This window comes from Ralstonia pickettii (genome assembly GCF_001699815.1).
In the GTDB taxonomy this organism is placed as follows: domain Bacteria; phylum Pseudomonadota; class Gammaproteobacteria; order Burkholderiales; family Burkholderiaceae; genus Ralstonia; species Ralstonia thomasii.
The window spans coordinates 25,090-49,840 of sequence record NZ_MCGB01000106.1 but is presented as its reverse complement, the minus strand read 5'-3'; the positions used below and the strand labels follow the sequence as shown (position 1 = coordinate 49,840).

Sequence of the window (24,751 nt, the reverse complement as noted above, 5' to 3'; positions counted from 1 at the left end):
TGAGGTCGACAAGATCTCGGACAACAACGCAGGTGTGAACGGCCCTTGGCCGCGCGCCAGCGATTCTTGCATTTACTGCCACGGCTTCGAAGGCAACGCCGTTACCCAGGCCTATCCGCGCCTGGCGGGGCAGAAGGAGGCCTATCTCAGGAAGCAGCTCAAGGCATTCGCCAGTGGCGAGCGTAGCGATCCGACCATGACGCCAGGTACGCCTGGGGCGCGCATCACTTCATCGCTGCGGTTGGCGCGTTTCGGCCCGACATGGCCGAACTGCCGCCGCGCCTGTGCGTGCATGCCGCTGCGGTCGATCGGCTGTACGCCGATACGCTGGTCGACCTGGAAGCCGAAGCCGGCGACCTGCTGCAGGCCGGTGTGCCGTGGTCGCGTGTGCGGCCATTACAACAGTGCATCGATATGCCGCCCGACACGCTTACGCAGCCTGCGCCGATATCGCCCGTGGTGTTCAAGAGCGTCGGCAGTGCCCTGTGGGATCTGGCCGCCTGCGTGCTGGCGCTATCCAAATCCAGAACTGTTTAAAAACCTAGCATGTGCTCAAGACGCCCGCCCCAGGCGGATGTCAGGCACCGCTTGTAACAGAAAACCTCTAGAAAAAGGGTTCTAGCCAAGGCAATCACACGGGATAATGGCCATCCCTTCCGCCTGGGAGGAGACGTAGAGCGCACCGCAACGTATTGATCACGTTTACGTCGGATGCGTCTGACACAGGAGCACATATAGAGATGGCCTATAAAAAAGCACTGGCGGCTGCCGCCGGGATGATCCTCGCCACCGCCGCGCACGCACAAGCTGCCGGCAGCAACATCGTCAGCCTCGGCTGGTTCCGCGTGATGCCGAATAGCTCGAGCGACCCGCTGGTGGTCAAGAGCATCGGCGGTATCCCGGTGAATCAGTCGCAGTCCGGCACGGGCGCCAAGATTCAGGAAGCCGATACCGTTGGTCTCGCCTTCACGCATTTCTTTACCGACAACGTTGCCGTTGAACTGGTGGGTGGCATTCCGCCGCGCCACAAGATCGAAGGGACGGGCGCGCTGTCGGGTTACGGCGAAATCGGCTCGGCCAAGCAATGGAGCCCGGCCGTGCTGGCGAAGTGGTACTTCTTCAACGCCGACACCAAGTTCCGTCCGTACGTGGGTCTGGGCCTGAACTACACCTGGTTCTCCGACGAGAAGATCACGAACAGCGCCTTCCAGACGAAGCTGGCTGGCCCGGGCAGCAAGAGCAACGTGTCGACCGACGGTTCGTTGAACCCGGTGCTGAACGTGGGTGCTACGTACGCCATCACCAAGGACTGGTTCGTTGGCCTGTCGGTGTCGTACCTGCCGCTCAAGACCACGGCAACGATCGACAGCACTACGGCGACCGGCGTCCACGTCGTGAGCGAAGCGAAGATCAAGATCAACCCGGTCGTGACCTTCCTGAACGTCGGCTACCGCTTCTAAGCGGCTTCCGCGTCAACAAAAAGGCGTGCCACAGCGGCACGCCTTTTTTGTTGCCAACGCCCGGCTCAGGCGGAAGATTTGACCGGGTAGCCGGCTTGCTCGATGGCCGCCCTGACTGCATCGGCGCTGGCGCCGCTGGTGACGGCCACGGTCTGCTTGTCCAGATCCACCTGTACATTGGCACTTGCATCGACCTGCTGCACTGCTCGCGTGACAGCCGACACGCAATGGCCGCAGCTCATGCCGGTCACAGAAAAGGTTGTGGAAGACGTTGTCATGGCGTGCTCCTGAAAAGAGGGAAGAGAATCACGGGAGCAGTATGAACCTTCCCATCGTGGGAAGTGCAAGCGTAGAATGAGGGCTTGACCTTACCAAGATGGGAAGGTCTAGGCTGATGCCATCTTCTTCAGAACGGACGCTTCCATGACCGCCGCCAGCCTTGCCGACGTGACCTCCACCGACCTCGATATCAGCGGGATGACGTGCGCGGCTTGTGCGGGCCGGGTCGAACGTGCCTTGCGCGCCGTGCCAGGCGTGACCGAAGCCAGCGTGAATCTCGCGACCGAGCGCGCTCGCGTGCAGGGCGGTGCCGGCAGCGATGCACTGATCGCCGCAGTCTCTGCCGCCGGGTACGAGGCGCGCGTCGCTTCCGATGAAACCGCCGCCTCCGTTGTTGCCGAACCCGACTTCTGGGAAGGTGCCGGCCCCGTGTGGATTGCCGCCGCCCTGTCCGTGCCGCTCGTGTTGCCCATGATCGCAGGGTGGTTCGGCGGCGGCTGGATGCTGCCTGCGTGGGTGCAGTGGCTGCTGGCGACGCCGGTGCAGTTCGTGATTGGCGCGCGCTTCTACAAGGCGGGCTGGAAGGCGCTGCGTGCGCGTGCCGGCAATATGGACCTGCTGGTCGCGCTCGGCACGTCGGCGGCGTATGGGCTGTCGCTGTGGCTGTGGTGGCGCGCCGGTGCGGACGGGATGCACCATGCGCCGCACTTGTACTTCGAAAGCGCCGCCGTGGTCATCACGCTGGTGCGGCTTGGCAAGTGGCTGGAAGTGCGTGCCAAGCGCCAGACCGCGCAGGCCATCCGTGCCCTGCAGGCGCTGCGCCCCGATACCGCTCGCGTGCGCAGCGCCGATGGCACGCTGCGCGATACCCCGGTCGCCCAGGTGCGCGTGGGCGATGTGGTGTCCGTGCGTGCCGGTGAACGCATCCCCGTGGATGCCGTGGTGCTGGAAGGCGCGAGCCACGTCGATGAATCCATGCTGACCGGCGAAAGCCTGCCCGTGCCCAAGCACGAAGGCGACCGCGTGACCGCAGGCGCCATCGCCACCGACGGCGTGCTGCTCGTGCGCACCACGGCCATCGGCGCGGACACGATGCTTTCGCGCATCATCCGCCTTGTGGAAGACGCGCAGGCCGCCAAGCCGCCGATCCAGCAACTGGTCGACCGCGTGAGCGCCATCTTTGTGCCGGCGGTGCTGGTGGCGGCCCTGCTCACGCTGGCCGGTTGGTTCATCGCTGGTGCGGGGTGGGAGACGGCCATCGTCAACGCCGTGGCCGTACTGGTGATTGCCTGCCCGTGTGCGCTCGGCCTTGCCACGCCGTCTGCCATCATGGCCGGCACGGGTGCGGGCGCGCGGCGCGGCATTCTCATTGCCGATGCGCAGGCGCTCGAACGCGCCCAGCAGGTGGATTTCGTGGTCTTCGACAAGACCGGCACGCTCACCGTCGGCCAGCCGCGTGTGACGGCGGTGGAAGCGGCATCCGGCGTCGACACCGACACGCTGCTCGACCAGCTTGCCGCGCTGCAGGCTGAGAACACGCACCCGCTGGCACACGCTACGCGTGAATATGCGATGGAGCGGGGCCGTGCAATCACGCCCGCGCAATCGCCGGAAGTGTTGGCGGGGCGCGGCACGCGCGGCATCGTGAATGGCGCATCGCTGCAACTCGGCAATGCGCGGTGGATGGACGAACTGGGACTGGATCGCGGCGCATTGCAAACGCGTGCCGATGCGCTGGAGGCGCAGGGCAACACCGTCTCGTGGCTTGCGCAGCGTGATGAAGGCGGGGTGCAACTGCGGGGCCTGATTGCGTTTGGCGATGCGCTCAAGCCCGGTGCCAAGGAGGCCGTAGCGGCGCTGCAGACGCGGGGCGTGCGCACCGCGCTCGTGACGGGGGACAACGCCGGCGCCGCGCACAGCGTGGCGCACGCGCTCGGCATCGACGAAGTGGCCGCGCAAGTGCTGCCGCAAGACAAGGCCGCGCGTGTGACGGCTTGGCAGCAGAGCGGCCATGTGGTGGCGATGGTGGGCGATGGCATCAACGATGCGCCCGCGTTGGCGGCGGCCGACGTCGGCATCGCCATGGCCACGGGCACCGATGTGGCGATGCAGGCCGCCGGTATCACACTCATGCGCGGCGAGCCGCGCCTGGTGAGCGATGCGCTGGACCTGTCGCGCCGCACCGTCGCCAAGATTCGCCAGAACCTGTTCTGGGCTTTCATCTATAACGTGGTGGGCATTCCACTGGCGGCATTCGGCTTGCTGAACCCCACGTTTGCCGGCGCGGCAATGGCGTTCTCCAGTGTGAGCGTGGTCACCAATGCGCTGATGCTGCGCCGCTGGCGCGCCACCGGAGACAACGCATGACGCGCACCCATCTCATCGACCCAGGCCCCGTCAACATTGGCGAGGCCGCAAAGGCCAGTGGCGTGTCGGCCAAGATGATCCGCTACTACGAGAGTATCGGCCTGCTGCCGCCGAGTCCGCGCACCGAAGGCAACTACCGCATGTACGACGCGCGGGCGTTGCATGTGCTGCGCTTTATCCACAGGTCGCGCTCTCTGGGTTTCGCGCTGGAGGAGATCCGCACGCTGCTGTCGTTGTGGAACGACCGCGAACGCGCCAGCGCCGATGTGAAAGCTGTCACCCTGCGCCACGTGGCGGATCTCGATGCGCGCATCAGCGAGCTGCAAAGCATGCGCGACACGCTCATGACGCTTGCCAACGCCTGCCACGGCGATGACCGCCCCGATTGCCCGATCCTCCAGAGCGTGGCCGGCGAGGGTGATGAAGGCGGCGGCACCGATGCCTGCTGCCACTGACGGGCCGCACGATTAACGCAGATTGCGACAGGCGGCGTCTATGCCACAATCTGGCAACCCAAGGAGGAGACGCCGATGACGCAAGCCCCCGCTCAGGTCACTGCCCATCCAGCGCTGGAAAGCCGCCAGCGCATGAAGGACGGCACTGAACTGCTGGTCCGCACCTGGTTGCCCGCGCCCGACACCGGCGAGCCGCGCGGCACCGTCATCCTCGTCCATGGCATGGCCGAACACAGCGGCCGCTATCCGCATGTGGCCAAGGTGCTCACCGATCTTGGCCTGCGCGTAAGGGCCTTCGACCTGCGCGGCCACGGCAAGAGCGGCGGCCCGCGCATGGCGCTCGACGCGCAAGACAACTACCTCACCGATCTCGCAGAAATCGTCGATGCGGCGGTCGCCGAATGGCACGAGATGCCGTTCGTGCTCGGCCACAGCATGGGCGGATTGATCGTCGCGCGCTTCACCACCGCGCGTATCCGCCCCGTGCGCGGCGTGCTGTTGTCATCGCCCGCACTGCGCGTGAGGTTGCCGCCCGGAACGGGCATCGTGCGGGGGATTCTCTCCGCCATCGCGCCGAGGTTGCCGGTGCCCAATCCCGTCGATCCAGCCAAGCTTTCGCACGATCCGAGCATCGCCGCCGCCTATCGGGCAGACACACTGGTGCAAAGCACGATCAGCGCATCATTGCTGGAGTTCATGCTCAATGCGATCACGCAGGCGCAGCAAGACGCGCCGCGCCTGGAAGCGCCGATGCTGCTGATGGCCGGCGGCGCGGATTCGATTGTCGATCCGTCTGGCAGCCGCGACTTTTATGCGAATGCGCCGGAGGATTTGCGCTCGTTGGCGTGGTTTGAATCGGGGTACCACGAGATCTTCAACGAAGCCGAACCGCTGCGTAGCGAGGTATTCGGAAAGATGACGGAGTGGTTGGCTTCGCGGATTTGATTTGAAGTGAGTTGGTTGCACCACAAAAAACAAAAACCAATAACACCAAGGAAAAGAAGCACGGAGACATGGACACCTACGACTACATCATCATCGGCGCAGGCTCCGCAGGCTGCGTCCTCGCCAACCGCCTGACCCGCGACCCCGACGTTTCCGTGCTGCTGCTGGAAGCCGGCGGCAAGGACGATTACCACTGGATCCACATCCCCGTCGGCTATCTGTACTGCATCGGCAACCCGCGCACCGACTGGCTCTATCGCACCCGCGAAGAACCCGGCTTGAACGGCCGCTCGCTCGGCTACCCGCGCGGCCGCGTGCTGGGTGGGTGCTCGTCGATCAACGGCATGATCTACATGCGTGGTCAGCGTGAAGACTACGACGGCTGGGCCGCCATCACCGGTGATGATTCCTGGAGGTGGGACGCCGTGCTGCCGCTGTTCAAGGCCAGCGAGAACTATCACGGCGGCGCGAACGCATGGCACGGCGCAAACGGCGAATGGCGCGTCGAGCCGCAACGCCTGCACTGGCAGGTGCTGGAGACCTTCATCGAGGCGGCCGTGCAGGCGGGCATCCCGCGCACGAGTGACTTCAACCGCGGCGACAACTTTGGCGTTGGCTACTTCGAGGTCAACCAGAAGCGCGGCATCCGCTGGAACACGGCCAAGGGCTTTCTGCGCCCGGCCTCGCAGCGTCCGAACCTGACCATCGTGACGGGTGCGCAAGTCCGGGCGCTGACGTTTGACGGCAAGCGCTGCACTGGCGTGACGTATCGCGGGGCCGGGCAGGACTACACGGTGGCCGCGCGCGAAGAGGTGATCCTGTCGGCGGGCGCGATCAACTCGCCGCAATTGCTGGAGCTGGCCGGCATTGGTCAGCCGGAACGTCTGCAGGCGCTCGGCATTCCGGTGCGCCAGGCGCTGCCGGGTGTCGGAGAAAACCTGCAGGACCACCTGCAACTGCGCAGCGTGGTCAAGGTGAACGGCGTGCCCACGCTCAACACGCGCGCCTCAAACTGGTGGGGCAAGGCGCTCATCGGCATGCAATACGCGTTCAACCAGAGCGGGCCGATGAGCATGGCGCCGTCGCAGCTGGGCGTGTTCGCGCGCTCGAACCCGCACGTGTCGCGGCCCGATGTGGAGTACCACGTGCAGCCGCTCTCGCTCGACAAGTTTGGCGATCCGCTGCACGCGTTCAATGCGTTTACCGCGAGCGTGTGCAATCTGCGGCCGACCTCGCGCGGCACGGTGCATGTCACGTCCGCCGACCCGTTTGCCGCGCCGACCATCGCGCCGAACTACTTGTCCACAGAGGAAGACCGCAAGGTCGCGGCCGATTCGCTGCGCCTCACACGCCGCATCGTCGCGCAGCCAGCCTTGGCGCAATACAGGCCCGAGGAGTACCTGCCCGGCGCGGCGTTTCAAACCGACGAGGAACTTGCCCGCGCCGCCGGCGAGATCGGCACGACCATCTTCCACCCGGTCGGCACGTGCCGCATGGGGCGCGCCGATGATGCAAACGCGGTGGTCGACGCGCAGCTGCGCGTGCGCGGGATCGAAGGCCTGCGGGTGGTCGACGCGTCCGTCATGCCGACGATTACGTCGGGCAATACCAACTCGCCGACGATCATGATTGCGGAGAAGGCGAGCGAGATGATCCGTGCCGCGCGCAAGGCCCGAGCCCGCGGTGAGGCCGTCCCGGCCTGACACCAGCTCGCGTGCCGATGACACGGGCATGACACACCGCCCGTGTCCACTGGATGCGCAATCCGCATTGCCCCGATAGGTAACTCTACGTAACCCCCGGGCGTGAGTCGGAAATCCAATACCGGTGCGGGTTTCCGGGGGGTAAGCAGGGTGTAATCGTCTCGGTAAAAACCCCGATGTTTTGCAACGCAACAGCCGTTGACAATCATCCGCACCATAAAAAGGACGGGAGACCAGAGGGAATCATGGCGCAGGACATCATTCTCGAAACGCGCGGACTGACCAAGGGCTTCAAGGGCTTTACCGCCGTGTCCGACGTCAACCTGCGCGTGCAGCGTGGGTCCATCCATGCGCTCATCGGCCCGAACGGTGCCGGCAAGACGACCTGTTTCAACCTGCTGACCAAATTCCTGGTGCCCACGCGCGGCACGATCCTGTTCAACGGCGTCGATATCACGTCGGAGAAGCCGGCACAGATCGCGCGCCGCGGCGTCATCCGCTCGTTCCAGATCTCCGCCGTGTTTCCGCATCTGACGGTGATGGAAAACGTTCGCGTTGGACTGCAGCGGCAGCTCGGCACGGCGTACGCGTTCTGGCGCAGCGAGCAGTCGCTCAACACGCTGAATGCGCGGGCGATGGAGTTGCTCGAACAGGTGGGCCTGACCGAGTTTGCGCACACCGTGACGGTGGAGCTGCCCTACGGCCGCAAGCGCGCGCTGGAGATTGCCACCACGCTGGCGATGGAGCCCGAGCTGATGCTGCTCGACGAGCCCACGCAGGGCATGGGCCACGAAGACGTGGACCGCGTGACGGAGCTGATCAAGCGCGTCGCACAGGGCCGCACGATCCTGATGGTCGAACACAACATGAACGTGGTCTCGTCCATCGCCGACAAGATCACGGTGCTGCAGCGCGGCCAGATCCTGGCCGAAGGCCCGTACGAAGACGTCTCGAAGAACCCGCAGGTGATGGAAGCCTATATGGGCACCGCCGATGCGGCGCTGGAAGGCCATTGAGGCCACTGATCGACGCTGATCGATCACGCGACGCGGCCACACGCCGCGCATCAAACGTAAGCGAACGCTAGACCCGAACACACGAGAACACTGCATGAGCACGCCCGCGCTCCAGATCAAGGACCTGCACGCCTGGTACGGCGAATCGCACATCCTGCATGGTGTCGACCTGACCGTGAACCGCGGCGAGGTGGTCACGCTGCTCGGCCGCAACGGTGCGGGCCGTACCACCACGCTGCGCGCCATCATGGGCCTGGTGGGCACGCGCAAAGGCTCCATCGTCGTGCATGACGCTGGCGGCCAGGGTGTGGAAACGATCGACCTGCCCACGCACAAGATCGCCCACTGCGGCATCGGGTACTGCCCCGAGGAGCGCGGCATTTTCTCGAGCCTGTCGTGCGAAGAGAACCTGATGCTGCCGCCGGTGCTGAAGGGCCAGGTGGCCAAGACCGGCAATGCCGGTATGAGCATCGACGAGATCTACGAGATGTTCCCCAACCTGGCCGAGCGCCGCCAAAGCCAGGGCACGCGCCTGTCGGGCGGCGAGCAGCAGATGCTGGCGGTCGGGCGCATCCTGCGCACCGGCGCGAACCTGTTGCTGCTCGACGAGATTTCCGAAGGACTGGCGCCGGTGATCGTGCAGGCGCTGGCCCGCATGATCCTGATGCTCAAGAAGCGCGGCTACACGGTGGTGATGGTGGAGCAGAACTTCCGCTTTGCCGCGCCGCTGGCAGACCGGTTTTATGTGATGGAACACGGCCGCATCGTCGAGCGTTTCGAGGCGGCGCAGTTGCAGGACAAGATGCCGGTGCTGCACGAGCTGCTCGGCGTTTAAGAGGTTTTCCCGATCGACTTGCAAGACCCATGCGCCAGCGTGATCCGCGGCGCGCACGACACAGGAGACAAGACCATGACACTCAAGAAGCTGGCTGGTGCATTGATGGCGGTAGGGCTGGGGGCGGCCGCATTCGGCGCGCATGCGCAGGTGAGCGGCGACAAGGTGAAGATCGGCTACATCACCGATCTTTCGGGGCTGTATGCCGACATCGACGGGCAGGGCGGTGTCGAGGCGGTGAAGATGGCGATCGAGGATGCGGGCGGCAAGGTGCTCGGCAAGCCGATCGAACTCGTGACGGCGGACCACCAGAACAAGGCCGACATTGCCGCATCGAAGGCGCGTGAATGGATGGACCAGCAAGGCCTGGACATGCTGCTGGGCGGCACGAACTCTGCCACGGGCCTGGCCATGAACAAGGTGGCTTCCGAGAAGAAGCGCGTGTTTATCGACATCGGTGCCGGCACGGCGCGCCTGACCAACGAAGAGTGCACGCCGTACACGATCCACTATGCGTACGACACCGTGGCACTGGCCAAGGGCACGGGCAGCGCGGTGGTCAAGCAGGGCGGCAAGTCGTGGTTCTTCCTGACCGCCGATTACGCGTTCGGTCACTCGCTGGAGAACGACACCACGGCTGTGGTGAAGGCCAACGGCGGCACGGTGGTCGGTTCGGTCAAGCACCCGCTGTCGGCATCGGACTTCTCGTCGTACCTGCTGCAGGCGCAGTCGTCCAAGGCACAGATCCTGGGCCTGGCCAACGCCGGCGGCGACACGATCAACTCGATCAAGGCAGCCAAGGAATTCGGCATCACCAAGACGATGAAGATCGCAGGCCTGCTGATGTTCATCAACGACGTGCACAGCCTGGGTCTGCAGACGGCCGAAGGCCTGCTGATGACCGACAGCTGGTACTGGGACATGACCGACGCGTCGCGCAAGTTCGCCAACCGCTACTTCATGAAGATGAAGAAGATGCCGAGCAGCCTGCAGGCAGCGGATTACTCGGCGGTGTCGAACTACATCAAGGCCGTGGCCGCTGCTGGCACGGATGATCCGGACAAGGTCATCGCCCAGCTCAAGAAGACCAAGATCGACGACTTCTACACGAAGGGCTATATCCGCCAGGACGGCCGTGCCATCCACGACATGTACCTGCTGCAGGTGAAGACGCCGGCCGAATCGAAGAAGCCGTGGGATTACCTGAAGGTTGTCGCGACGATCCCGGGCGAGCAGGCTTTCACCACGCCGGCCGAGTCCAAGTGCTCGCTGATGAAGAAGTAAAAGCGTAGGCAATCCGGCGCCGCCGTCCGTGTGGAGGGCGGCGCCATCAACGTTGTGTTGGTGTTCTTCCCCTGACCGCGATGGAAATCTTCGGCGTTCCGCTACCGGCCATGCTCAGCCAGCTGCTGCTGGGTCTGGTCAACGGTTCCTTCTATGCGATGTTGAGCCTGGGCCTTGCGGTCATCTTCGGGCTGCTCAACGTCATCAATTTTGCGCACGGCGCGCTGTTCATGCTGGGCGCGGTGCTCACGTGGATGGGCTTCTCGTACCTGGGCGTGCCTTATTGGGCGATGCTCGCGCTCTCGCCGCTGGCGATCGGCTTGCTGGGCGTGGTGATCGAACGCACGCTGCTGCGGTTCATCTACAAGCTCGATCACCTCTATGGCCTGCTGCTCACGTTGGGCGTGACGCTCGTCATCGAAGGCGTGTTCCGCGCCATCTACGGTGTGTCTGGCCTGCCATATGACACGCCCCAACTGCTGCAGGGTGCCACCGACCTCGGCTTCATGATGCTGCCCAACTATCGCGCGTGGGTGGTGGTGGCGTCGCTGGCGGTGTGCTTTGCCACGTGGTTCATGATCGAGAAGACGAAGCTGGGCGCTTACCTGCGCGCCGGCACGGAGAACCCCAAGCTGGTCGAAGCCTTTGGCGTGAACGTGCCGCTGATGGTCACGCTTACCTACGGCTTTGGCGTGGCGCTGGCGGCGTTTGCTGGTGTGCTGGCGGCGCCGGTCATCCAGATCTCGCCGCTGATGGGGCAGAGCATGATCATCACCGTGTTTGCGGTGGTGGTGATTGGCGGCATGGGGTCGATTCTCGGTTCGATCGTCACCGGGCTGGGCCTGGGCGTGATCGAGGGGCTGACCAAGGTGTTTTATCCACAGGCGTCGGCGACCGTGGTGTTCGTGATCATGGTGCTGGTGCTGCTGGTGCGTCCGGCGGGCCTGTTCGGTAAAGAGAAATGAGCGGCGCGGCCAACATGACCAACTCTTCTTCCCTCAAATACGTGCTGTACGGGCTGCTTCTGGTGGCGCTGATTGCCGCGCCGCTGGTGGGCGCGTATCCGGTGTTCGTCGCCAAGCTGCTGTGCTTTGCGCTGTTTGCCTCCGCCTTCAACCTGCTGCTGGGTTACACAGGGCTGCTATCGTTCGGGCATGCGGCGTTCTTTGGCGGCGCGGGCTACGTGGCCGGCTACATGATGCGCGACCTGCATGTCACGCCGGAGCTTGGCCTGCTGGCGGGCACTGCAGCGGGCGCGTTCATCGGTTTGATCGTCGGCCTGCTCGCCATCCGTCGTCAGGGGATCTACTTCGCGATGATCACACTGGCGCTGGCACAGATGCTGTATTTCTTCTGCCTTCAGGTGCCATTCACCGGCGGCGAAGACGGCCTGCAGGGCGTGCCGCGCGGCAAGCTGTTCGGCGTGCTGGATCTGTCGTCCGACCTCACGCTGTATTACGTCGTGCTCGCTATCGTGGTGCTGGCGTTCCTGCTGATCGTGCGCACGATCCACTCGCCGTTCGGGCAGATCCTCAAGGCCATCAAGGAGAACGAGCCGCGCGCCACGTCCCTCGGCTACGACACCGATCGTTTCAAGCTGCTGGCCTTCGTGCTGTCGGCGGCGCTGACGGGCCTGGCCGGTTCGCTCAAGACGCTGGTGCTCGGCTTCGAGACGCTCACCGACGTGCACTGGTCGATGTCCGGCTCGGTCATCCTGATGACGCTGGTAGGCGGCCTGGGTATCCTGTCTGGCCCGCTGCTGGGTGCGGCGCTCGTGATCGCGCTGGAAAACAAGCTCGGCGACATCGGCAGTTTCCTCGCTGGCGCCACTGGCATCGACGGCTTCAATATCCTTGGCGAATCAGTCACCACGGTCACGGGCGCGATCTTCGTGATCTGTGTGCTGACGTTCCGGCGCGGCATCATGGGCGAAATTGCGGCGCGTGTGCCCTGGCTGCGACGTTGACGCCACAATGCGCGAAGATGCCGGTAAATTTCACCCGAACGGCTGCACTTGGTGCCTCATGCACCGTAAGGGTTTGCTCTAGTTGCTGCATTGCGGTGCATCTTTTACAGTCTCGTTACGGTTTTCGCACGAGATAAATGAGGCGGGAGCGAGGAGACGACAGCACGCACCGCATGTACGGTGGAGATGCAAAATAGATAAAGGCCCTGCCAGGCGATCCCCGGCAGGGCCTTTTAGTTTGTGCGGTCTCCTTCCGCGAGAGCGCCGGCCAGCAGTGCCCGCCCCCGGGCGCTGACCGTCACTAGCTGCAGCTCAGGCGGGGATTCGGGCGCGCAGTCGACCAGCCCGTCGATACAGGCATCCTCCCAGATCGACAAGCGCGGGCACGACGTCCGCCACGTTTCCAGCACTTCGGCGTAGGGCCGGGGCCGCTCGGCCAGCGACTGCAGCAATTGCAGGGTGAGGGCGCGGGTCGGGTCTGCCATGGCGGGCTCCGTGGGGCGACGCATCCATTCTGGTTCGTGCAGATTCACAAGAGAAATGCATTAGGCGTCGACGCCTATGCGCGCGCTGCATGACAATGGCGCCTTCGCCAGAGCCGCCCATGATCCTGTCCACCCGCCTTGCCACGCCTGAAGACCGCGCGCACCTGCTGACCGCCGTCGCGTCGACCGCCTCGCCGCTGCAGCTGGCGCATGCCGTCGATACGCTGCTCGCTCATCCGAGCGTGCATCCATGCTTCCTGGTGGAGACGGGTGAGGTGTTGGCCGGCGTGGTGCCGATCACGCTCGTGCCGCATCTGATGCTGGGCGGTCTGGTGGCGTGGTTGCCGGCTGGCGTGATGCTATTTACCGGTGACATGGCCACGCGTGAGGCCGCCTTGGCGGCCGTCAATGAGTACGCCAGGGCACACGGCATACTCCACGTCCTGCTGCCGCCCGCGGCGCTTTCGGCTGAAGACGCCGCAGCGCTCGGCTTTGTGCCCGACGCGTCGGGCTGCTGGCGGCGCAGCGCACGCCCGTCGCCCAAGTCGCTGGGCTAATCCTTCGTGTTTCGTTTCTCCTGATGGAATTCGCTTTGCTCGCCGTGGCCGGCTTTCTGGCCGGCCTGATCGATGCCGTAGCCGGTGGCGGCGGCCTAGTGCAGATTCCCGCCCTGTTCTCTGCGTATCCGAACATCGCGCCCGCTACGCTCATCGGTACGAACAAGGTCGCGTCGATGTCGGGCACCGCGACGGCGGCGGTGCGCTACGGCCGCACGGTGCGCATCTATTGGGGCGCGACGGCACCGGCGGTGGTCACCGCGTTTATGTTTTCGCTACTGGGCGCGTGGGCGCTCATGCATATTCCCGCCGAACCGCTGCGCCGTGCGCTGCCGTTCGTGCTGGCGGTGCTGCTCGTCTACACGGTGGCCAAGAAGAATCTGGGCGCCGATCACGCCCCGAGCCTCCAGGGCTGGCGCGAGCGGGCGACGGCGTTGCTGGCTGGCGCCGCCATCGGTTTCTACGACGGCGTCTTCGGCCCGGGCACCGGCAGCTTTCTGATGATCGTGTTTGTGCGCGTGTTTGGGTACGACTTTCTGCACGCGTCGGCGTCCACCAAGATCGTGAATCTGGCGACCAACGTGGCGGCCCTGTTACTGTTGGCCGCCAAGGGCCACGTGTGGTGGCAGCTTGGCGTGGTGATGGCAGTCGCCAACGTGGCCGGCAATCAGGTCGGCAGCCACCTCGCGTTGCGGCACGGCAGCCGCTTCGTGCGCAAGGTGTTCATCGTGGTGGTGCTGGCGTTGATTTTGAAGACGGCTTACGACGCGTTCATCCGTTGAGTTGCTTCTCGAGCGTCACGCTGCGCTCGGTAATGACATCGCCCGTGTGCTGCGTGGTCACGGTTTCGATCAGCATGATTCCGCATTCCTCGTCGGCAACCGGAAAATGCCGCACGCCACGCGGTACGACGCAGAAGTCACCGGGGCCGAGATGCACATCGGCGCGGTCCTCGAAGGCGATTTTCAGGTGGCCATAGACCACGAAAAACAGTTCGTCTTCATTCGGGTGGTCGTGCCAGACGAATTCGCCCTTGAGCTTGGCGACCTTGATGTATTGGTCGTTGACTTGGCCGACAATGCGCGGCGACCAATAGTCCGTGACCTGTTCCAGCGCGTGCGTGACCTGTACGGCGTGTCCTGCGAGCATGGTGCGCTCCGATGGGTGGGAAGGCACTGAAGATACGGGCGCCCGCCGCGCATTCCCAACCAAACTTTCTAATCGCGCCGATCACGCGGGCTAATGCGCGGTGCGTTGTCACCGTGTTGCCGCACGGGCTGGCTAGGCTGCAAAGTTCCGCTTTTACTGCGCAGCATCATGGCCCTGAGTCTTGACGACATCCGCACGCTGTTCGATCGCCACGGCAGCATTGCCTACAGTGGCGAGCCCGTCACCCAACTCGAACATGCGTTGCAGACGGCGGCGCTGGCGGAGGCGGCCGGCGCGTCGGATGCGCTGATCACGGCGGCGTTGCTGCACGACCTCGGTCATTTGCTGAACCTGCAAGGTGAGACCCCCACCGCGCACGGCATCGACGATCAGCACCAGTACGTTGCGCTGCCATTTCTGCGCGCCACGTTTCCGGACGCCGTGCTGGAGCCGATCCGCCTGCACGTGGATGCCAAGCGCTGCCTGTGCGCGATGGACGCGCATTACTACGCACGCCTATCAGCGGATTCGGTACGCAGCCTGGCGCTGCAGGGCGGCGTGTTTTCGACACACGAGGCCGAGGCCTTCATGCAGCGTCCATACGCTGCCGATGCGCTGCAATTGCGCCAGTGGGATGACCTCGCCAAGGTGGCGGGGCAGCGCACGCCTGACCTTGCGCACTTCCTGGCGATGGCCGCGCGGGTTTCAGCGGCAGCCTAGACTGCGTAACGTCGCGCCCACGGCTTCGTCCCACGGCGTGTGCGGTTCGGCGCCGAGTGCCTGCACGAGCTTGGCATTGTCCATGCGCACCGGGTGCTGCCACAGATAACGCATCTCGCGCATCTCGCGCAGCATCTCCGAGAACGGTGTCAGCGCGGGCATCAGCCACCACGGGAATGCGCGCGTCTTGACGGGGTGGCCCACCGCGCGGCCAATCGATGCGACCATCTGCGTGCCATCGGCATCCCAGTGGCCGCGCATGTGATAGACGGCGAAGTCCGGCAGACGGTCGCCTTGCTCGACAAGACGCAACATCGTTTCGGCCACATCGGGCAAATACGCCCATTGATGACCGATGCCGGCGGCGCCCGGATGCGTAACGGTGCGGACAGGCTTGCCCGGCTTGACCAGCGCGCCGGCAAACCAGGTGTTGCTGGTTTGCGGCCCGAAGAAATCGCCGGCGCGCACGATCAGGCTGCGCACACCGTCGGCGCTGGCGGCCTGCATGCGGCGCTCCAGCTCCGCGCGGATCTTGCCCTTGCGCGTGAGCGGTGCCTGCGGGGTGGTTTCGCGCAGCACGGGAAACGTGTCCGGCGCGAAGTTGTACACCGTGCCCGGCAGCACGATGCGCGCACCCGAGGCGCGGGCGGCGGCGATGGTGTTGTCGATCATCGGCAGCACCAGGCCGGCCCAGTTCTGGTAGCCCGGCGGGTTGACGGCGTGGATGATCAGCTCCGCGCCTTGCGCCGCGCCGACCACGTCTTCGCGCACCATCGCGTCGCCGCGAATCCACTCGAATGCGGTGTTGCGGTTCGTCAGCGCGACCGGATTGCGCTGCAGCGCCCGCACATGCCAGCCACGTGCCACCAGCCGACGTGCCACTTCGCCGCCAATGCCGCCAGTGGCGCCCAGTACCAATGCGATGCGTTTTACCTGTTCCATGATCGTGCTCCTGATGTGAGAGAGAGCGTTGCGATGGAGGCATTCTGGGCGCAGCTATGCTTCAATGGAATTGTTGATATCAAGCGTACAGCTATACAAATTTGTATGAGCGGATCAGAACCGGGTTGGGAGTTGTATCGGACGTTTCTTGCCGTCGTGCGAGAAGGATCGCTGTCGGGCGCCGCCCGCGCGTTGGGGCTGACGCAGCCGACCGTGGGGCGACATGTCGATGCGCTCGAACGGGCGCTGGGCATGTCGCTCTTCCTCCGAACGCAGCAAGGGCTGAGCCCCACAGAAGCGGCGCTATCGCTGCGGCCGTTTGCGGAATCGCTCGAAGCCACGAGCGCCGCCTTGCTGCGCGCCGCTTCCAGCCAGGGCGAGGGCGTGCGCGGCACCGTGCGCATCACTGCCAGCGAGGTGGTGGCGGTGGAAGTGTTGCCGCCCATCCTCGCCGACCTGCACGCCGCCTATCCGGAGCTGACGCTCGAACTGGTGCCCTCCAACCGGATGGAAGACCTGCTGCGCCGCGAGGCGGATATCGCCGTGCGCATGCAGCCACCGAGCCAGGGCGTGCTCGTCGCGCGGCACATCGGCGCGATCGAGCTGGGGATATTTGCCCACCGGCGCTATCTGGCGCAGCGCGGCACGCCAAGCACGGTGGAAGAACTCGCGGCCCACACCTTGATCGGCTACGACAAAGAGAACGCGTTCCTGCGCAGCATGCGAGCGCAACTGCCGTGGGTTCAACGCAACCGCTTCGCACTGCGCACCGACAGTGACCTGGCTGCGATTGCCGCGCTGCGTGCGGGCTTTGGCATCGGCTTCTGCCAGATCGGGCTGGTGCGGAACAACGCAGATCTGGTTCGGCTGTTCGGCGATCAGATTTCCATCACGCTCGACACCTGGCTCGCCATGCACGAAGACCTGCGTGACAGCCCGCGCTGCCGCGTGGTGTTTGATGCGCTGGCGACGGGGCTGCTGCGTTACATCAACGGCGATTGATCGATCGCGTTGTCAGCGGCCCTGGCGCAGTGGGTCGAGCAGGCCCTTCAGGCCGTTGTGATCCAGCTCCTGCATCAGCGCCAGCAGTCGGCCGATCTGCCCCGGCGGAAACCCTTCGCGTGCAAACCAGTTGAGGTAATGACCCGGCAGGTCGGCAATCAGGCGGCCCTTGTATTTGCCAAAGGGCATCTGCGTGGTGACGAGGCGGTGGAGGTCTTCGGGGTTCATGGGCGCTATTGTGCCGCCGATGCGGGGACGAACGTGGGCACCTGCGCCAGCAAATGCTCCACAAAACCGGAGAGCTTCGGTAGCGGCCGCCGGTCCTGCCGATACACGACATGAATCGGCCGCGGCCCGGGCGCATACGCTTGCAGCACGCGTACGAGTCGGCCGCTTGCCAGGTCTTCGGCGACGAGCACTTCGGGCTGCAGCAGCAGGCCGGCACCGGTCAGCGCTGCCGCGCGCAAGCCATGGCCGTCGTAGGCGCCATTCCAACCGGATTTGCGAGGGAGCAAGACAGGAAGATCGTCGTGATTGGTGCCAGCGGCACGCTGGGCCGCGCCGTGGTGGCGGAACTGGAGCAGGGCGGTGCGCACGAAATCATCCGCGTCGGCCGCACGCAGGGTGAGCATCAGGTCGACATCACCAATGCCGACAGCGTGGCCGCACTGTTCGACAAGGTTGGCCGCGTTGATGCGATCGTCTCCACCGCCGGCAACCTGTTCTTCGGGCCGCTGACAAAGATGACGGCCGCGGATTTCACCGTTGGCCTGCAGGACAAGCTGCTCGGTCAGGTGCGCCTGGCGCTCGTCGGCCAGCATTATCTGAACGACGGCGGCTCGATCACGCTGACGACCGGTATCGTGGGGCAGGAGCCTGTTGCACAAGGCGCCAACGCGAGCGCCGTCAACGCGGGCGTGGAGGGTTTTGTGCGCGCCGCCGCGTGCGAACTGCCGCGCGGCATCCGCATGAACGCGGTGAGCCCGACGGTGCTGACCGAATCGATGGAGGCGTATGGCGCGTTCTTTCCGGGCTTCTAGCCTGTGCCGGCAGCGCGTGCGGCGCTGGCGTACCGACGCAGCGTGGAGGGCGTGCAGAGCGGCCGGGTGTATCGCGTAGGCTGAATCTGCCCAGATCGTGAACACGTTAAGGTTTGGGGTATCTCCCCCCTTGCTCGCGTGGCGTGACTCCTTCTAGACTCGTTCATCCCCGACCCAGCGGTCGGCCAAATCGCAGATCCAGGGCGGGCGCAGACCCGCTTCGCATATCTCAGGAGACGGACGGCATGAAGGTTTCGCGCGCATCCCGCATTGCACTCGCCGCGACGGCACTGTTGGCAGGTACGGCGTTCGCCCAGGTGAAGGTCGGCATCACGGTGTCTGCCACGGGGCCGGCCGCTTCCCTAGGCATTCCGGAAAAGAACACCGTCGCGCTGCTCCCCAAGGAAATCGCCGGCAAGAAAATCGAGTACATCGTGCTCGACGATGCGTCTGACACGACCACGGCCGTCAAGAACACGCGCAAGTTGATCACCGAAGACAAGGTCGACCTGGTGATCGGTTCGACCGTCACGCCGAACTCGCTGGCGATGGTGGATGTGGTGGCCGAGAACGAAACGCCAATGATCACCTTGGCCGCATCAGCGCGGATCATCGAGCCGATGGACGCCAAGCGGGCGTGGGTCTTCAAGACGCCGCAAAACGATTCCCACATGGCGACCGCCATTGCCGAGCACATGGCCAACCACGGCGTGAAGACGGTCGCGCTGATCGGTTTTGCCGATGCCTATGGCGATTCGTGGGCGCAGGAGTTCGACAAGGTGGCTGCATTGCGCAAGCTGAAGGTCGTCGCCAATGAGCGCTTTGCTCGGACCGATACGTCGGTGACGGGGCAGGTGCTGAAGATCATGTCAGCCAATCCGGATGCGGTGCTGATCGCAGGCTCGGGTACGCCGGCCGCGTTGCCGGAACGGGCGCTCAAGGAGCGCGGCTACAAGGGCAAGCTGTATCAGACGCACGGCGTGGCGAACGCCGACTTCCTGCGTGTGTGTGGCAAGGACTGCGAAGGCACGTACCTGCCCGCGGGCCCGATCCTGGTTGCCGAGCAACTGCCGGACAGCAATCTGGTAAAGAAGCCGGCGCTGGCGTACAAGACTGCATATGAGAAGGCCTACGGCGGGCAGGTTTCCACCTTCGGTGGCCACATGTGGGATGCCGGTTTGTTGTTCACGCAGGCGATGCCCGAAGCGCTGAAGAAGGGGCAACCCGGCACGCCGGCGTTCCGCAAGGGGCTGCGCGATGCGATGGAGACGACGACCAACCTGGCCATCTCGCACGGCGTGATGAATATGAATGCGAAGGATCACCTCGGGCTGGATCAGCGGGCGCGGGTGATGGTGGAGATCAAGGACGGGAAGTGGAAGCTGCAGAATTAATGACGTAGCCCACGTCATTGCCCAAAGCAAAACGCACGGTTCGCGCCGTGCGTTTTGCTTTTGGGGCTCAAGTGCTGGCGAGGCTTTTCGGTACTGGCGATGCCGCGGTTGTGGGCAGCGCCGCGACATGGTCGGCGTGCCGATTGGACCGGCGCGCCGTATCGCGGTGGTGGGCAGCGCAGGCTATTTGCAAGCGTATGGCACTCCTGAATCGCTGGACGCACTGCGCGGGCATCGGTGCATCCGATATCGCTTTCCGAGTAGCGGCGCCTTGTATGACTGGGCGTTTGTCGAACCCCGCGGTGGTGCCATTCAGTCGGCCGATGTGACGGGGGCTTCATCGCCAATGATGTGCTGGCGATGGTCGAGGCGGCGAAGCAGGGCATGGGCTTGGCGCACGTGTTGGAAGACCTCGTTACCGAGCATGTGGCGGCCGGCCGCCTGGTTCGAGTGCTCGAGCCGTGGTGTCCGCCGATGTATCGCTTTCATCTCTATTTCCCAGGCACGCCTCGGATGCCGGGCAAGCCGCGCGTCTTCATCGACTTTCTGCGGACGCACTCGGGTCACGATGCCTGAAGGCCAACCCTCGGTGTGTTTCACGTGAAACACAAGCCTGCCCGACAAGCGGTGCATGTTTCACGTGAAACACGAAAAGCGGGGGAATTTCGTCTCGATTACCGCATCGTCGAACTGTGGTGTAGCTGCGCGACTTATAATTCCGCTTCTCCAAATTTTCAATGCCTCCATGCGAGGAGGAAGCCATGCTGTATCCAATTGAATTCGATGTGATCGTGGTGGGCGGCGGACACGCCGGCACCGAGGCCGCCCTGGCGGCGGCGCGCATGGGCTGCCAGACCCTGCTGCTGACGCACAACATCGAGACCTTGGGGCAGATGAGCTGCAATCCGTCCATCGGCGGCATCGGCAAGGGTCACCTGGTCAAGGAAGTGGATGCGCTCGGCGGCGCCATGGCCATTGCGACGGACGAGGGCGGGATCCAGTTCCGTATCCTCAATTCCAGCAAGGGCCCGGCCGTGAGGGCGACTCGCGCGCAGGCAGACCGCGTGCTGTACAAGGCGGCGATCCGTCATCGCCTGGAAAACCAGCCGAACCTGATGCTGTTCCAGCAGGCTGTGGAAGACCTGGTGGTAGAAGGCGATCGCGTAATCGGGGCGGTGACGCAGGTTGGCGTGCAGTTCCGTGCACGTGCTGTGGTACTGACGGCCGGCACGTTCCTCGACGGCAAGATCCACGTCGGGCTAAACAACTACACCGGCGGTCGCGCGGGCGACCCGGCTGCGGTATCGCTGTCGGCGCGTCTGAAGGAATTGAAGCTGCCGCAAGGCCGCCTCAAAACCGGCACGCCGCCGCGCATTGACGGCCGCTCCATCGATTTTTCGGTGCTCGAAGAGCAGCCGGGTGATCTCGATCCGGTGCCGGTGTTCTCGTTCATGGGCCGCGCGGACATGCATCCGCGTCAAGTGCCGTGCTGGGTAACGCACACCAACGAGCGCACGCACGACATCATCCGCGCCGGGCTGGACCGCTCCCCCATGTACACGGGCGTGATCGAAGGGGTGGGGCCACGCTACTGCCCTAGCATTGAAGACAAGATCCATCGCTTCGCCAGCAAGGACAGCCACCAGATCTTCCTGGAACCGGAGGGCTTGGCGACCAACGAGTTTTACCCGAACGGCGTGTCGACCAGCCTGCCGTTTGATGTGCAGCTCGACCTGATCCACTCAATGCGCGGGCTGGAGAATGCCCACATCCTGCGTCCCGGTTACGCCATCGAGTACGACTACTTCGACCCGCGCGGCCTCAAGGCCTCGCTGGAGTCGAAGGCGATTTCCGGCCTGTTCTTCGCTGGCCAGATCAACGGGACGACCGGTTACGAAGAGGCCGCGGCGCAAGGCCTGCTGGCGGGCATCAACGCCGGCCTGCAAGTGCAGGGCAAGGATGCCTGGACGCCGCGCCGCGACCAGGCTTATCTGGGCGTGCTCGTCGACGACCTCATCACCCGGGGCGTGACCGAGCCGTATCGCATGTTCACCAGCCGGGCCGAGTTCCGCCTCAGCCTGCGGGAAGACAACGCCGACATGCGCTTGACCGAAGTCGGCCGCACGCTGGGCGTGGTCGACGACGCTCGCTGGGATGCCTTCAACCGGAAGCGTGACGCTGTTTCACGTGAAACAGAGCGCCTCAAGTCGACTTGGGTGAATCCGGCCACGCTTCCGTTGGAAGACGCTGAGCCGGTCCTGGGCAAAGGCATTGAGCGCGAGTACGCCTTGGCCGACTTGCTGCGCCGGCCTAACGTGACGTACGAAACCCTTGTGGGCATGCAGGGCGGCAAGTACGCGCTCGAATCGCCGTTGGCTGAAGACCCGTTGCTGGCCGAGCAGATCCGCGAGCAGGTCGAGATCGGCATCAAATACCACGGCTATATCGCCCGGCAAGCCGATGAAGTGGAGCGCCTCGGTGCGAACGAGAACACCCGTCTGCCGGCCGATTTCGATTATTCGCAAGTGCGCGGTCTGTCGATCGAGGTCCAGCAGAAGCTCGCCAAGCACAAGCCCGAGACCATCGGACAGGCTTCACGTATCTCCGGCATCACGCCGGCCGCCGTGTCGCTGCTGCTCGTGCACCTCAAGAAGGGCGTGCTGCGTGGCCAAGTTGGCCCGCGCGCCAGTTCAGAAGGCGAGGCCGCTTGATGGCGAATGCACTGACAGACGCCCGGGCAGAGTTGGAAGCCGGCGCCCGTGCGCTTGGCTTGTCGCTGGACGACGCGCAGGTCGATCGCCTGCTGGCGTATCAAGGGCTGCTGGCCAAATGGAACCGCGTCTATAACCTGACCGCCATTCGTGATGCCGGCGACATGCTGACGCATCACCTGCTGGATTCGCTCTCGGCCGTGTCGCGCATCGCCGGTTTGGCCCGCCGTGCCCAACCCGACGCACCGCGCGTGCTGGACGTCGGTTCGGGTGGTGGGCTGCCGGGCATTCCGCTGGCCATCGCTTTCCCAGATGTAAGCGTCACGATGGTCGACATCGTGCAGAAGAAGACCGCCTTCCTGACGCAGTGCCGCGCCGAGCTTGGCTTGGCCAATGCCCAATCGCATTGGGGCCATGTAGAAAAACTGGCCGATGCCACCGGCTACGGCGTCATCACGTCACGCGCGTTTGCCGAGTTGGTCGATTTCGTGAATCTGGCCGGGCACCTGCTGGCGCCCGGCGGCCGCATGGTCGCCATGAAGGGCGTGCGCCCGGATGCCGAAATCGAACGCCTGCCCGCCGGCTGGACCGTCGAAGCCATCGAGCGCCTGACCGTGCCGGGGCTGCCGGCTGAGCGTCACCTGGTCATCCTCGCGCCGTCGGCGTGAGCGAACGTTGTAGCGAGCCATTCACCGCAGAGGAGTCATGTCGAATATTTTCGTGATCGCCAACCAGAAGGGCGGGGTCGGCAAGACCACCACCACGGTGAATCTCGCGGCCGGACTGGCCGCGCAAGGGCAACGCGTGCTGCTGGTCGACCTCGACCCTCAGGGCAATGCTTCGATGGGCTCCGGCATCGACAAGCACACGCTGGAATTCAGCGTCTACCAGGTGCTTGTCGGGCTGGCGACGATTCCGCAGGCGCGCCAGCGCTCGGAGGCAGGGCGCTATGACGTGCTGCCCGCCAACCGCGACCTGGCCGGCGCCGAAGTCGAACTGGTCGATCTGGAACATCGCGAGAACCGCCTCAAGCTTGCGCTCGCCGAGGTGGAAGCCGACTACGACTTTGTCCTCATCGATTGTCCGCCGTCGCTCTCGCTGCTCACGCTCAACGGCCTGTGCGCCGCGCATGGCGTGGTCGTGCCAATGCAGTGCGAGTACTTCGCGCTCGAAGGCCTGTCGGATCTGGTCAACACCATCAAGCAGGTGCACGCCAACCTGAACCGCGATCTCAAGGTGATCGGTCTGTTGCGCGTGATGTTTGACCCGCGCGTGACGTTGCAGCAGCAGGTCTCGGCGCAACTCGAATCGCACTTCGGCGACAAGGTGTTCAAGACGGTCATCCCGCGCAATGTGCGTCTGGCCGAAGCGCCGTCGTACGGCATGCCGGGCGTGGCGTTTGACGTGGCATCGAAGGGGGCCAAGGCCTATCTGGATTTCGGTGCCGAGATGATCGCGCGCGTGCGGCAGATGGCCGACACGCCGGCCTGAGCGGTAAGAGGAACAACATGAGCACGATGAAAAAAAAGGGACTGGGCCGCGGCCTCGAAGCGCTGCTCGGCAGTCCAGCCGAGATTGTCGAAGCCGCCAAGCAGGAGGGCGCCCCGACGGTCCTGAAGCTGGAACAGATGCAGCCCGGCAAATATCAGCCGCGCACGCGCATGGACGAAGGCGCGCTGCAGGAGCTCGCCGCCAGCATCCGCGCACAAGGCCTGATGCAGCCGATTCTGGTGCGCAAGGTCGAGTCAGACGGCGCGAAGCCGAAGTACGAAATCATCGCGGGTGAACGCCGCTTCCGCGCTTCGCGCCTCGCCGGCCTGACCGAAGTGCCCGTCCTCGTGAAGGACGTGCCGGATGAATCAGCCGCTGCCATGGCGCTGATCGAGAACATCCAGCGCGAAGATCTCAACCCGCTGGAAGAGGCGCAGGGCATTGCGCGCCTGGTGCGTGAATTCCAGTTCACGCACGAGCAGGCGGCGGAATCGGTAGGGCGTTCGCGCAGCGCGGTGTCGAACCTGTTGCGCCTGCTCAATCTCGCTCAGCCCGTGCAGACCATGCTGATGGCCGGCGACCTCGACATGGGCCACGCCCGCGCGCTGCTCGCCGTCGATGGCGCTACGCAGATCACATTGGCCAACCAGATCGTCAACAAGCGCCTGTCGGTGCGCGAGACGGAAAAACTGGTCGCGTTGACGCTCAAGCCATTCGAGCTGAAGTCACTCAAGCAAAAGGGCGGTCACCAAGGTGGTCGTGACGTCGCGCGCCTGGAAGAGGAGTTGGCCGATCAACTGGGCCTGGGTGTGCAGATCAAGCTGGCGGCCAAGGGCCGTGGTCAGTTGACCGTGCAGTTCAGCAGTCTTGACGAGTTCGACGGCTTGCTCGCGCGCCTGCGACCGGACGGCAACGAAGAGGCGGCCTGAGTTTCCCTGCGACAGTTTGAC

26 protein-coding genes and 3 pseudogenes are annotated in these 24,751 nt (G+C 64.5%); 23 read left to right on the top strand and 6 right to left on the bottom strand.

Annotated features, from left to right (window positions below; translation table 11 throughout):
* Positions 1–34: 34 nt before the first annotated feature.
* The 3 genes and pseudogenes from BEK68_RS26605 to BEK68_RS23210 all read left to right on the top strand — a co-directional run.
* Positions 35–142 (top strand): annotated as a pseudogene (locus BEK68_RS26605) (c-type cytochrome); the annotation flags it as partial.
* A 71-nt stretch (positions 143–213) separates the two neighbouring features.
* Positions 214–537: pseudogene (locus BEK68_RS23215) on the top strand (delta(1)-pyrroline-2-carboxylate reductase family protein); the annotation flags it as partial.
* Positions 538–740: 203 nt separating this feature from the next.
* Positions 741–1,460: an OmpW/AlkL family protein gene (locus BEK68_RS23210; RefSeq protein WP_012436744.1), complete on the top strand. Its 720-nt coding sequence runs from the start codon at positions 741–743 to the stop codon at positions 1,458–1,460.
* Between the two features lie 65 nt (positions 1,461–1,525).
* On the opposite strand, the gene BEK68_RS23205 is transcribed toward BEK68_RS23210, so the two are convergent.
* Positions 1,526–1,738 (bottom strand): heavy-metal-associated domain-containing protein, encoded by a 213-nt coding sequence (locus BEK68_RS23205; RefSeq protein ID WP_004628571.1) that lies wholly within the window; start codon positions 1,736–1,738, stop codon positions 1,526–1,528.
* A 145-nt stretch (positions 1,739–1,883) separates the two neighbouring features.
* On the opposite strand from BEK68_RS23205, the gene BEK68_RS23200 reads away from it, so the two are divergent.
* From BEK68_RS23200 to BEK68_RS23160, 9 genes are all read left to right on the top strand, one after another.
* Complete coding sequence (locus tag BEK68_RS23200; RefSeq protein ID WP_012436743.1) at positions 1,884–4,106, top strand: heavy metal translocating P-type ATPase; 2,223 nt, start codon at positions 1,884–1,886, stop codon at positions 4,104–4,106.
* On the top strand, positions 4,103–4,561 hold the full coding sequence (gene cueR / locus BEK68_RS23195; RefSeq protein ID WP_012436742.1) for a Cu(I)-responsive transcriptional regulator: 459 nt from the start codon (positions 4,103–4,105) through the stop codon (positions 4,559–4,561). The genes BEK68_RS23200 and cueR overlap by 4 nt, the downstream gene beginning before the upstream one ends.
* 75 nt (positions 4,562–4,636) lie before the next feature.
* Positions 4,637–5,506: an alpha/beta hydrolase gene (locus tag BEK68_RS23190; protein ID WP_012436741.1), complete on the top strand. Its 870-nt coding sequence runs from the start codon at positions 4,637–4,639 to the stop codon at positions 5,504–5,506.
* A 68-nt stretch (positions 5,507–5,574) separates the two neighbouring features.
* Entirely contained in the window at positions 5,575–7,209 is a 1,635-nt protein-coding gene (locus BEK68_RS23185; RefSeq protein ID WP_004628580.1) for a GMC family oxidoreductase, read from the top strand.
* A gap of 245 nt (positions 7,210–7,454) precedes the next feature.
* Positions 7,455–8,225, top strand: a complete 771-nt coding sequence (locus tag BEK68_RS23180) for an ABC transporter ATP-binding protein (protein ID WP_009239534.1) — start codon at positions 7,455–7,457, stop codon at positions 8,223–8,225.
* A gap of 94 nt (positions 8,226–8,319) precedes the next feature.
* Complete coding sequence (locus BEK68_RS23175) at positions 8,320–9,060, top strand: ABC transporter ATP-binding protein (protein WP_004628584.1); 741 nt, start codon at positions 8,320–8,322, stop codon at positions 9,058–9,060.
* Positions 9,061–9,135: 75 nt separating this feature from the next.
* Positions 9,136–10,344 carry an ABC transporter substrate-binding protein gene (locus BEK68_RS23170; protein ID WP_012436740.1) on the top strand — a complete coding sequence of 403 codons (1,209 nt, stop codon included), beginning with the start codon at positions 9,136–9,138 and terminating at the stop codon, positions 10,342–10,344.
* 80 nt (positions 10,345–10,424) lie between these two features.
* Positions 10,425–11,309, top strand: coding sequence for a branched-chain amino acid ABC transporter permease (locus BEK68_RS23165; RefSeq protein ID WP_004628588.1), 885 nt, complete (start codon positions 10,425–10,427; stop codon positions 11,307–11,309).
* Between the two features lie 14 nt (positions 11,310–11,323).
* Entirely contained in the window at positions 11,324–12,310 is a 987-nt protein-coding gene (locus BEK68_RS23160) for a branched-chain amino acid ABC transporter permease (RefSeq protein ID WP_024542449.1), read from the top strand.
* Positions 12,311–12,543: 233 nt separating this feature from the next.
* On the opposite strand, the gene BEK68_RS23155 is transcribed toward BEK68_RS23160, so the two are convergent.
* Positions 12,544–12,795, bottom strand: coding sequence for a hypothetical protein (locus tag BEK68_RS23155; protein ID WP_012436739.1), 252 nt, complete (start codon positions 12,793–12,795; stop codon positions 12,544–12,546).
* A gap of 119 nt (positions 12,796–12,914) precedes the next feature.
* Here BEK68_RS23155 and BEK68_RS23150 point away from each other — a divergent pair, with 119 nt between their 5' ends.
* Entirely contained in the window at positions 12,915–13,352 is a 438-nt protein-coding gene (locus BEK68_RS23150; RefSeq protein ID WP_012436738.1) for a hypothetical protein, read from the top strand.
* A gap of 23 nt (positions 13,353–13,375) precedes the next feature.
* Positions 13,376–14,134 carry a sulfite exporter TauE/SafE family protein gene (locus tag BEK68_RS23145; RefSeq protein WP_004628594.1) on the top strand — a complete coding sequence of 253 codons (759 nt, stop codon included), beginning with the start codon at positions 13,376–13,378 and terminating at the stop codon, positions 14,132–14,134.
* On the opposite strand, the gene BEK68_RS23140 is transcribed toward BEK68_RS23145, so the two are convergent.
* Positions 14,124–14,501: a cupin domain-containing protein gene (locus BEK68_RS23140; protein ID WP_012436737.1), complete on the bottom strand. Its 378-nt coding sequence runs from the start codon at positions 14,499–14,501 to the stop codon at positions 14,124–14,126. The two genes, BEK68_RS23145 and BEK68_RS23140, sit on opposite strands and share 11 nt — an antisense overlap.
* A gap of 168 nt (positions 14,502–14,669) precedes the next feature.
* Here BEK68_RS23140 and BEK68_RS23135 point away from each other — a divergent pair, with 168 nt between their 5' ends.
* The gene (locus BEK68_RS23135) at positions 14,670–15,221 is read left to right on the top strand and encodes a phosphonate degradation HD-domain oxygenase (protein WP_012436736.1); all 552 of its coding nucleotides are present in this window, start codon (positions 14,670–14,672) and stop codon (positions 15,219–15,221) included.
* Here the strand turns inward: BEK68_RS23135 and BEK68_RS23130 are convergent.
* Positions 15,207–16,163: an SDR family oxidoreductase gene (locus BEK68_RS23130; protein WP_012436735.1), complete on the bottom strand. Its 957-nt coding sequence runs from the start codon at positions 16,161–16,163 to the stop codon at positions 15,207–15,209. The two genes, BEK68_RS23135 and BEK68_RS23130, sit on opposite strands and share 15 nt — an antisense overlap.
* A 105-nt stretch (positions 16,164–16,268) precedes the next feature.
* Between BEK68_RS23130 and BEK68_RS23125 the strand changes: the two genes are divergently transcribed.
* Positions 16,269–17,165 (top strand): LysR family transcriptional regulator, encoded by an 897-nt coding sequence (locus BEK68_RS23125; RefSeq protein WP_012436734.1) that lies wholly within the window; start codon positions 16,269–16,271, stop codon positions 17,163–17,165.
* Positions 17,166–17,177: 12 nt separating this feature from the next.
* On the opposite strand, the gene BEK68_RS23120 is transcribed toward BEK68_RS23125, so the two are convergent.
* The gene (locus BEK68_RS23120; protein ID WP_004628605.1) at positions 17,178–17,393 is read right to left on the bottom strand and encodes a DUF3820 family protein; all 216 of its coding nucleotides are present in this window, start codon (positions 17,391–17,393) and stop codon (positions 17,178–17,180) included.
* A gap of 5 nt (positions 17,394–17,398) precedes the next feature.
* Positions 17,399–17,680: a LysR substrate-binding domain-containing protein gene (locus BEK68_RS23115; RefSeq protein WP_404944687.1), complete on the bottom strand. Its 282-nt coding sequence runs from the start codon at positions 17,678–17,680 to the stop codon at positions 17,399–17,401.
* On the opposite strand from BEK68_RS23115, the pseudogene BEK68_RS23110 reads away from it, so the two are divergent.
* The 7 genes and pseudogenes from BEK68_RS23110 (at position 17,636) to BEK68_RS23080 (ending at position 24,730) form a co-directional block, all read left to right on the top strand.
* Positions 17,636–18,289: pseudogene (locus BEK68_RS23110) on the top strand (short chain dehydrogenase). The gene BEK68_RS23115 and the pseudogene BEK68_RS23110 sit on opposite strands and share 45 nt — an antisense overlap.
* Positions 18,290–18,450: 161 nt before the next feature.
* Positions 18,451–19,599 carry an ABC transporter substrate-binding protein gene (locus BEK68_RS23105; RefSeq protein ID WP_012436732.1) on the top strand — a complete coding sequence of 383 codons (1,149 nt, stop codon included), beginning with the start codon at positions 18,451–18,453 and terminating at the stop codon, positions 19,597–19,599.
* A gap of 279 nt (positions 19,600–19,878) precedes the next feature.
* Positions 19,879–20,175 carry a LysR substrate-binding domain-containing protein gene (locus BEK68_RS23100; protein WP_080515832.1) on the top strand — a complete coding sequence of 99 codons (297 nt, stop codon included), beginning with the start codon at positions 19,879–19,881 and terminating at the stop codon, positions 20,173–20,175.
* A gap of 185 nt (positions 20,176–20,360) precedes the next feature.
* Positions 20,361–22,310 (top strand): tRNA uridine-5-carboxymethylaminomethyl(34) synthesis enzyme MnmG, encoded by a 1,950-nt coding sequence (gene mnmG / locus BEK68_RS23095; protein ID WP_012436731.1) that lies wholly within the window; start codon positions 20,361–20,363, stop codon positions 22,308–22,310.
* Entirely contained in the window at positions 22,310–22,978 is a 669-nt protein-coding gene (gene rsmG, locus BEK68_RS23090; protein WP_012436730.1) for a 16S rRNA (guanine(527)-N(7))-methyltransferase RsmG, read from the top strand. The genes mnmG and rsmG overlap by 1 nt, the downstream gene beginning before the upstream one ends.
* Before the next feature lie 37 nt (positions 22,979–23,015).
* On the top strand, positions 23,016–23,801 hold the full coding sequence (locus BEK68_RS23085; protein ID WP_004628617.1) for a ParA family protein: 786 nt from the start codon (positions 23,016–23,018) through the stop codon (positions 23,799–23,801).
* Positions 23,802–23,818: 17 nt separating this feature from the next.
* Complete coding sequence (locus tag BEK68_RS23080) at positions 23,819–24,730, top strand: ParB/RepB/Spo0J family partition protein (protein WP_004628618.1); 912 nt, start codon at positions 23,819–23,821, stop codon at positions 24,728–24,730.
* Positions 24,731–24,751: the final 21 nt, after the last annotated feature.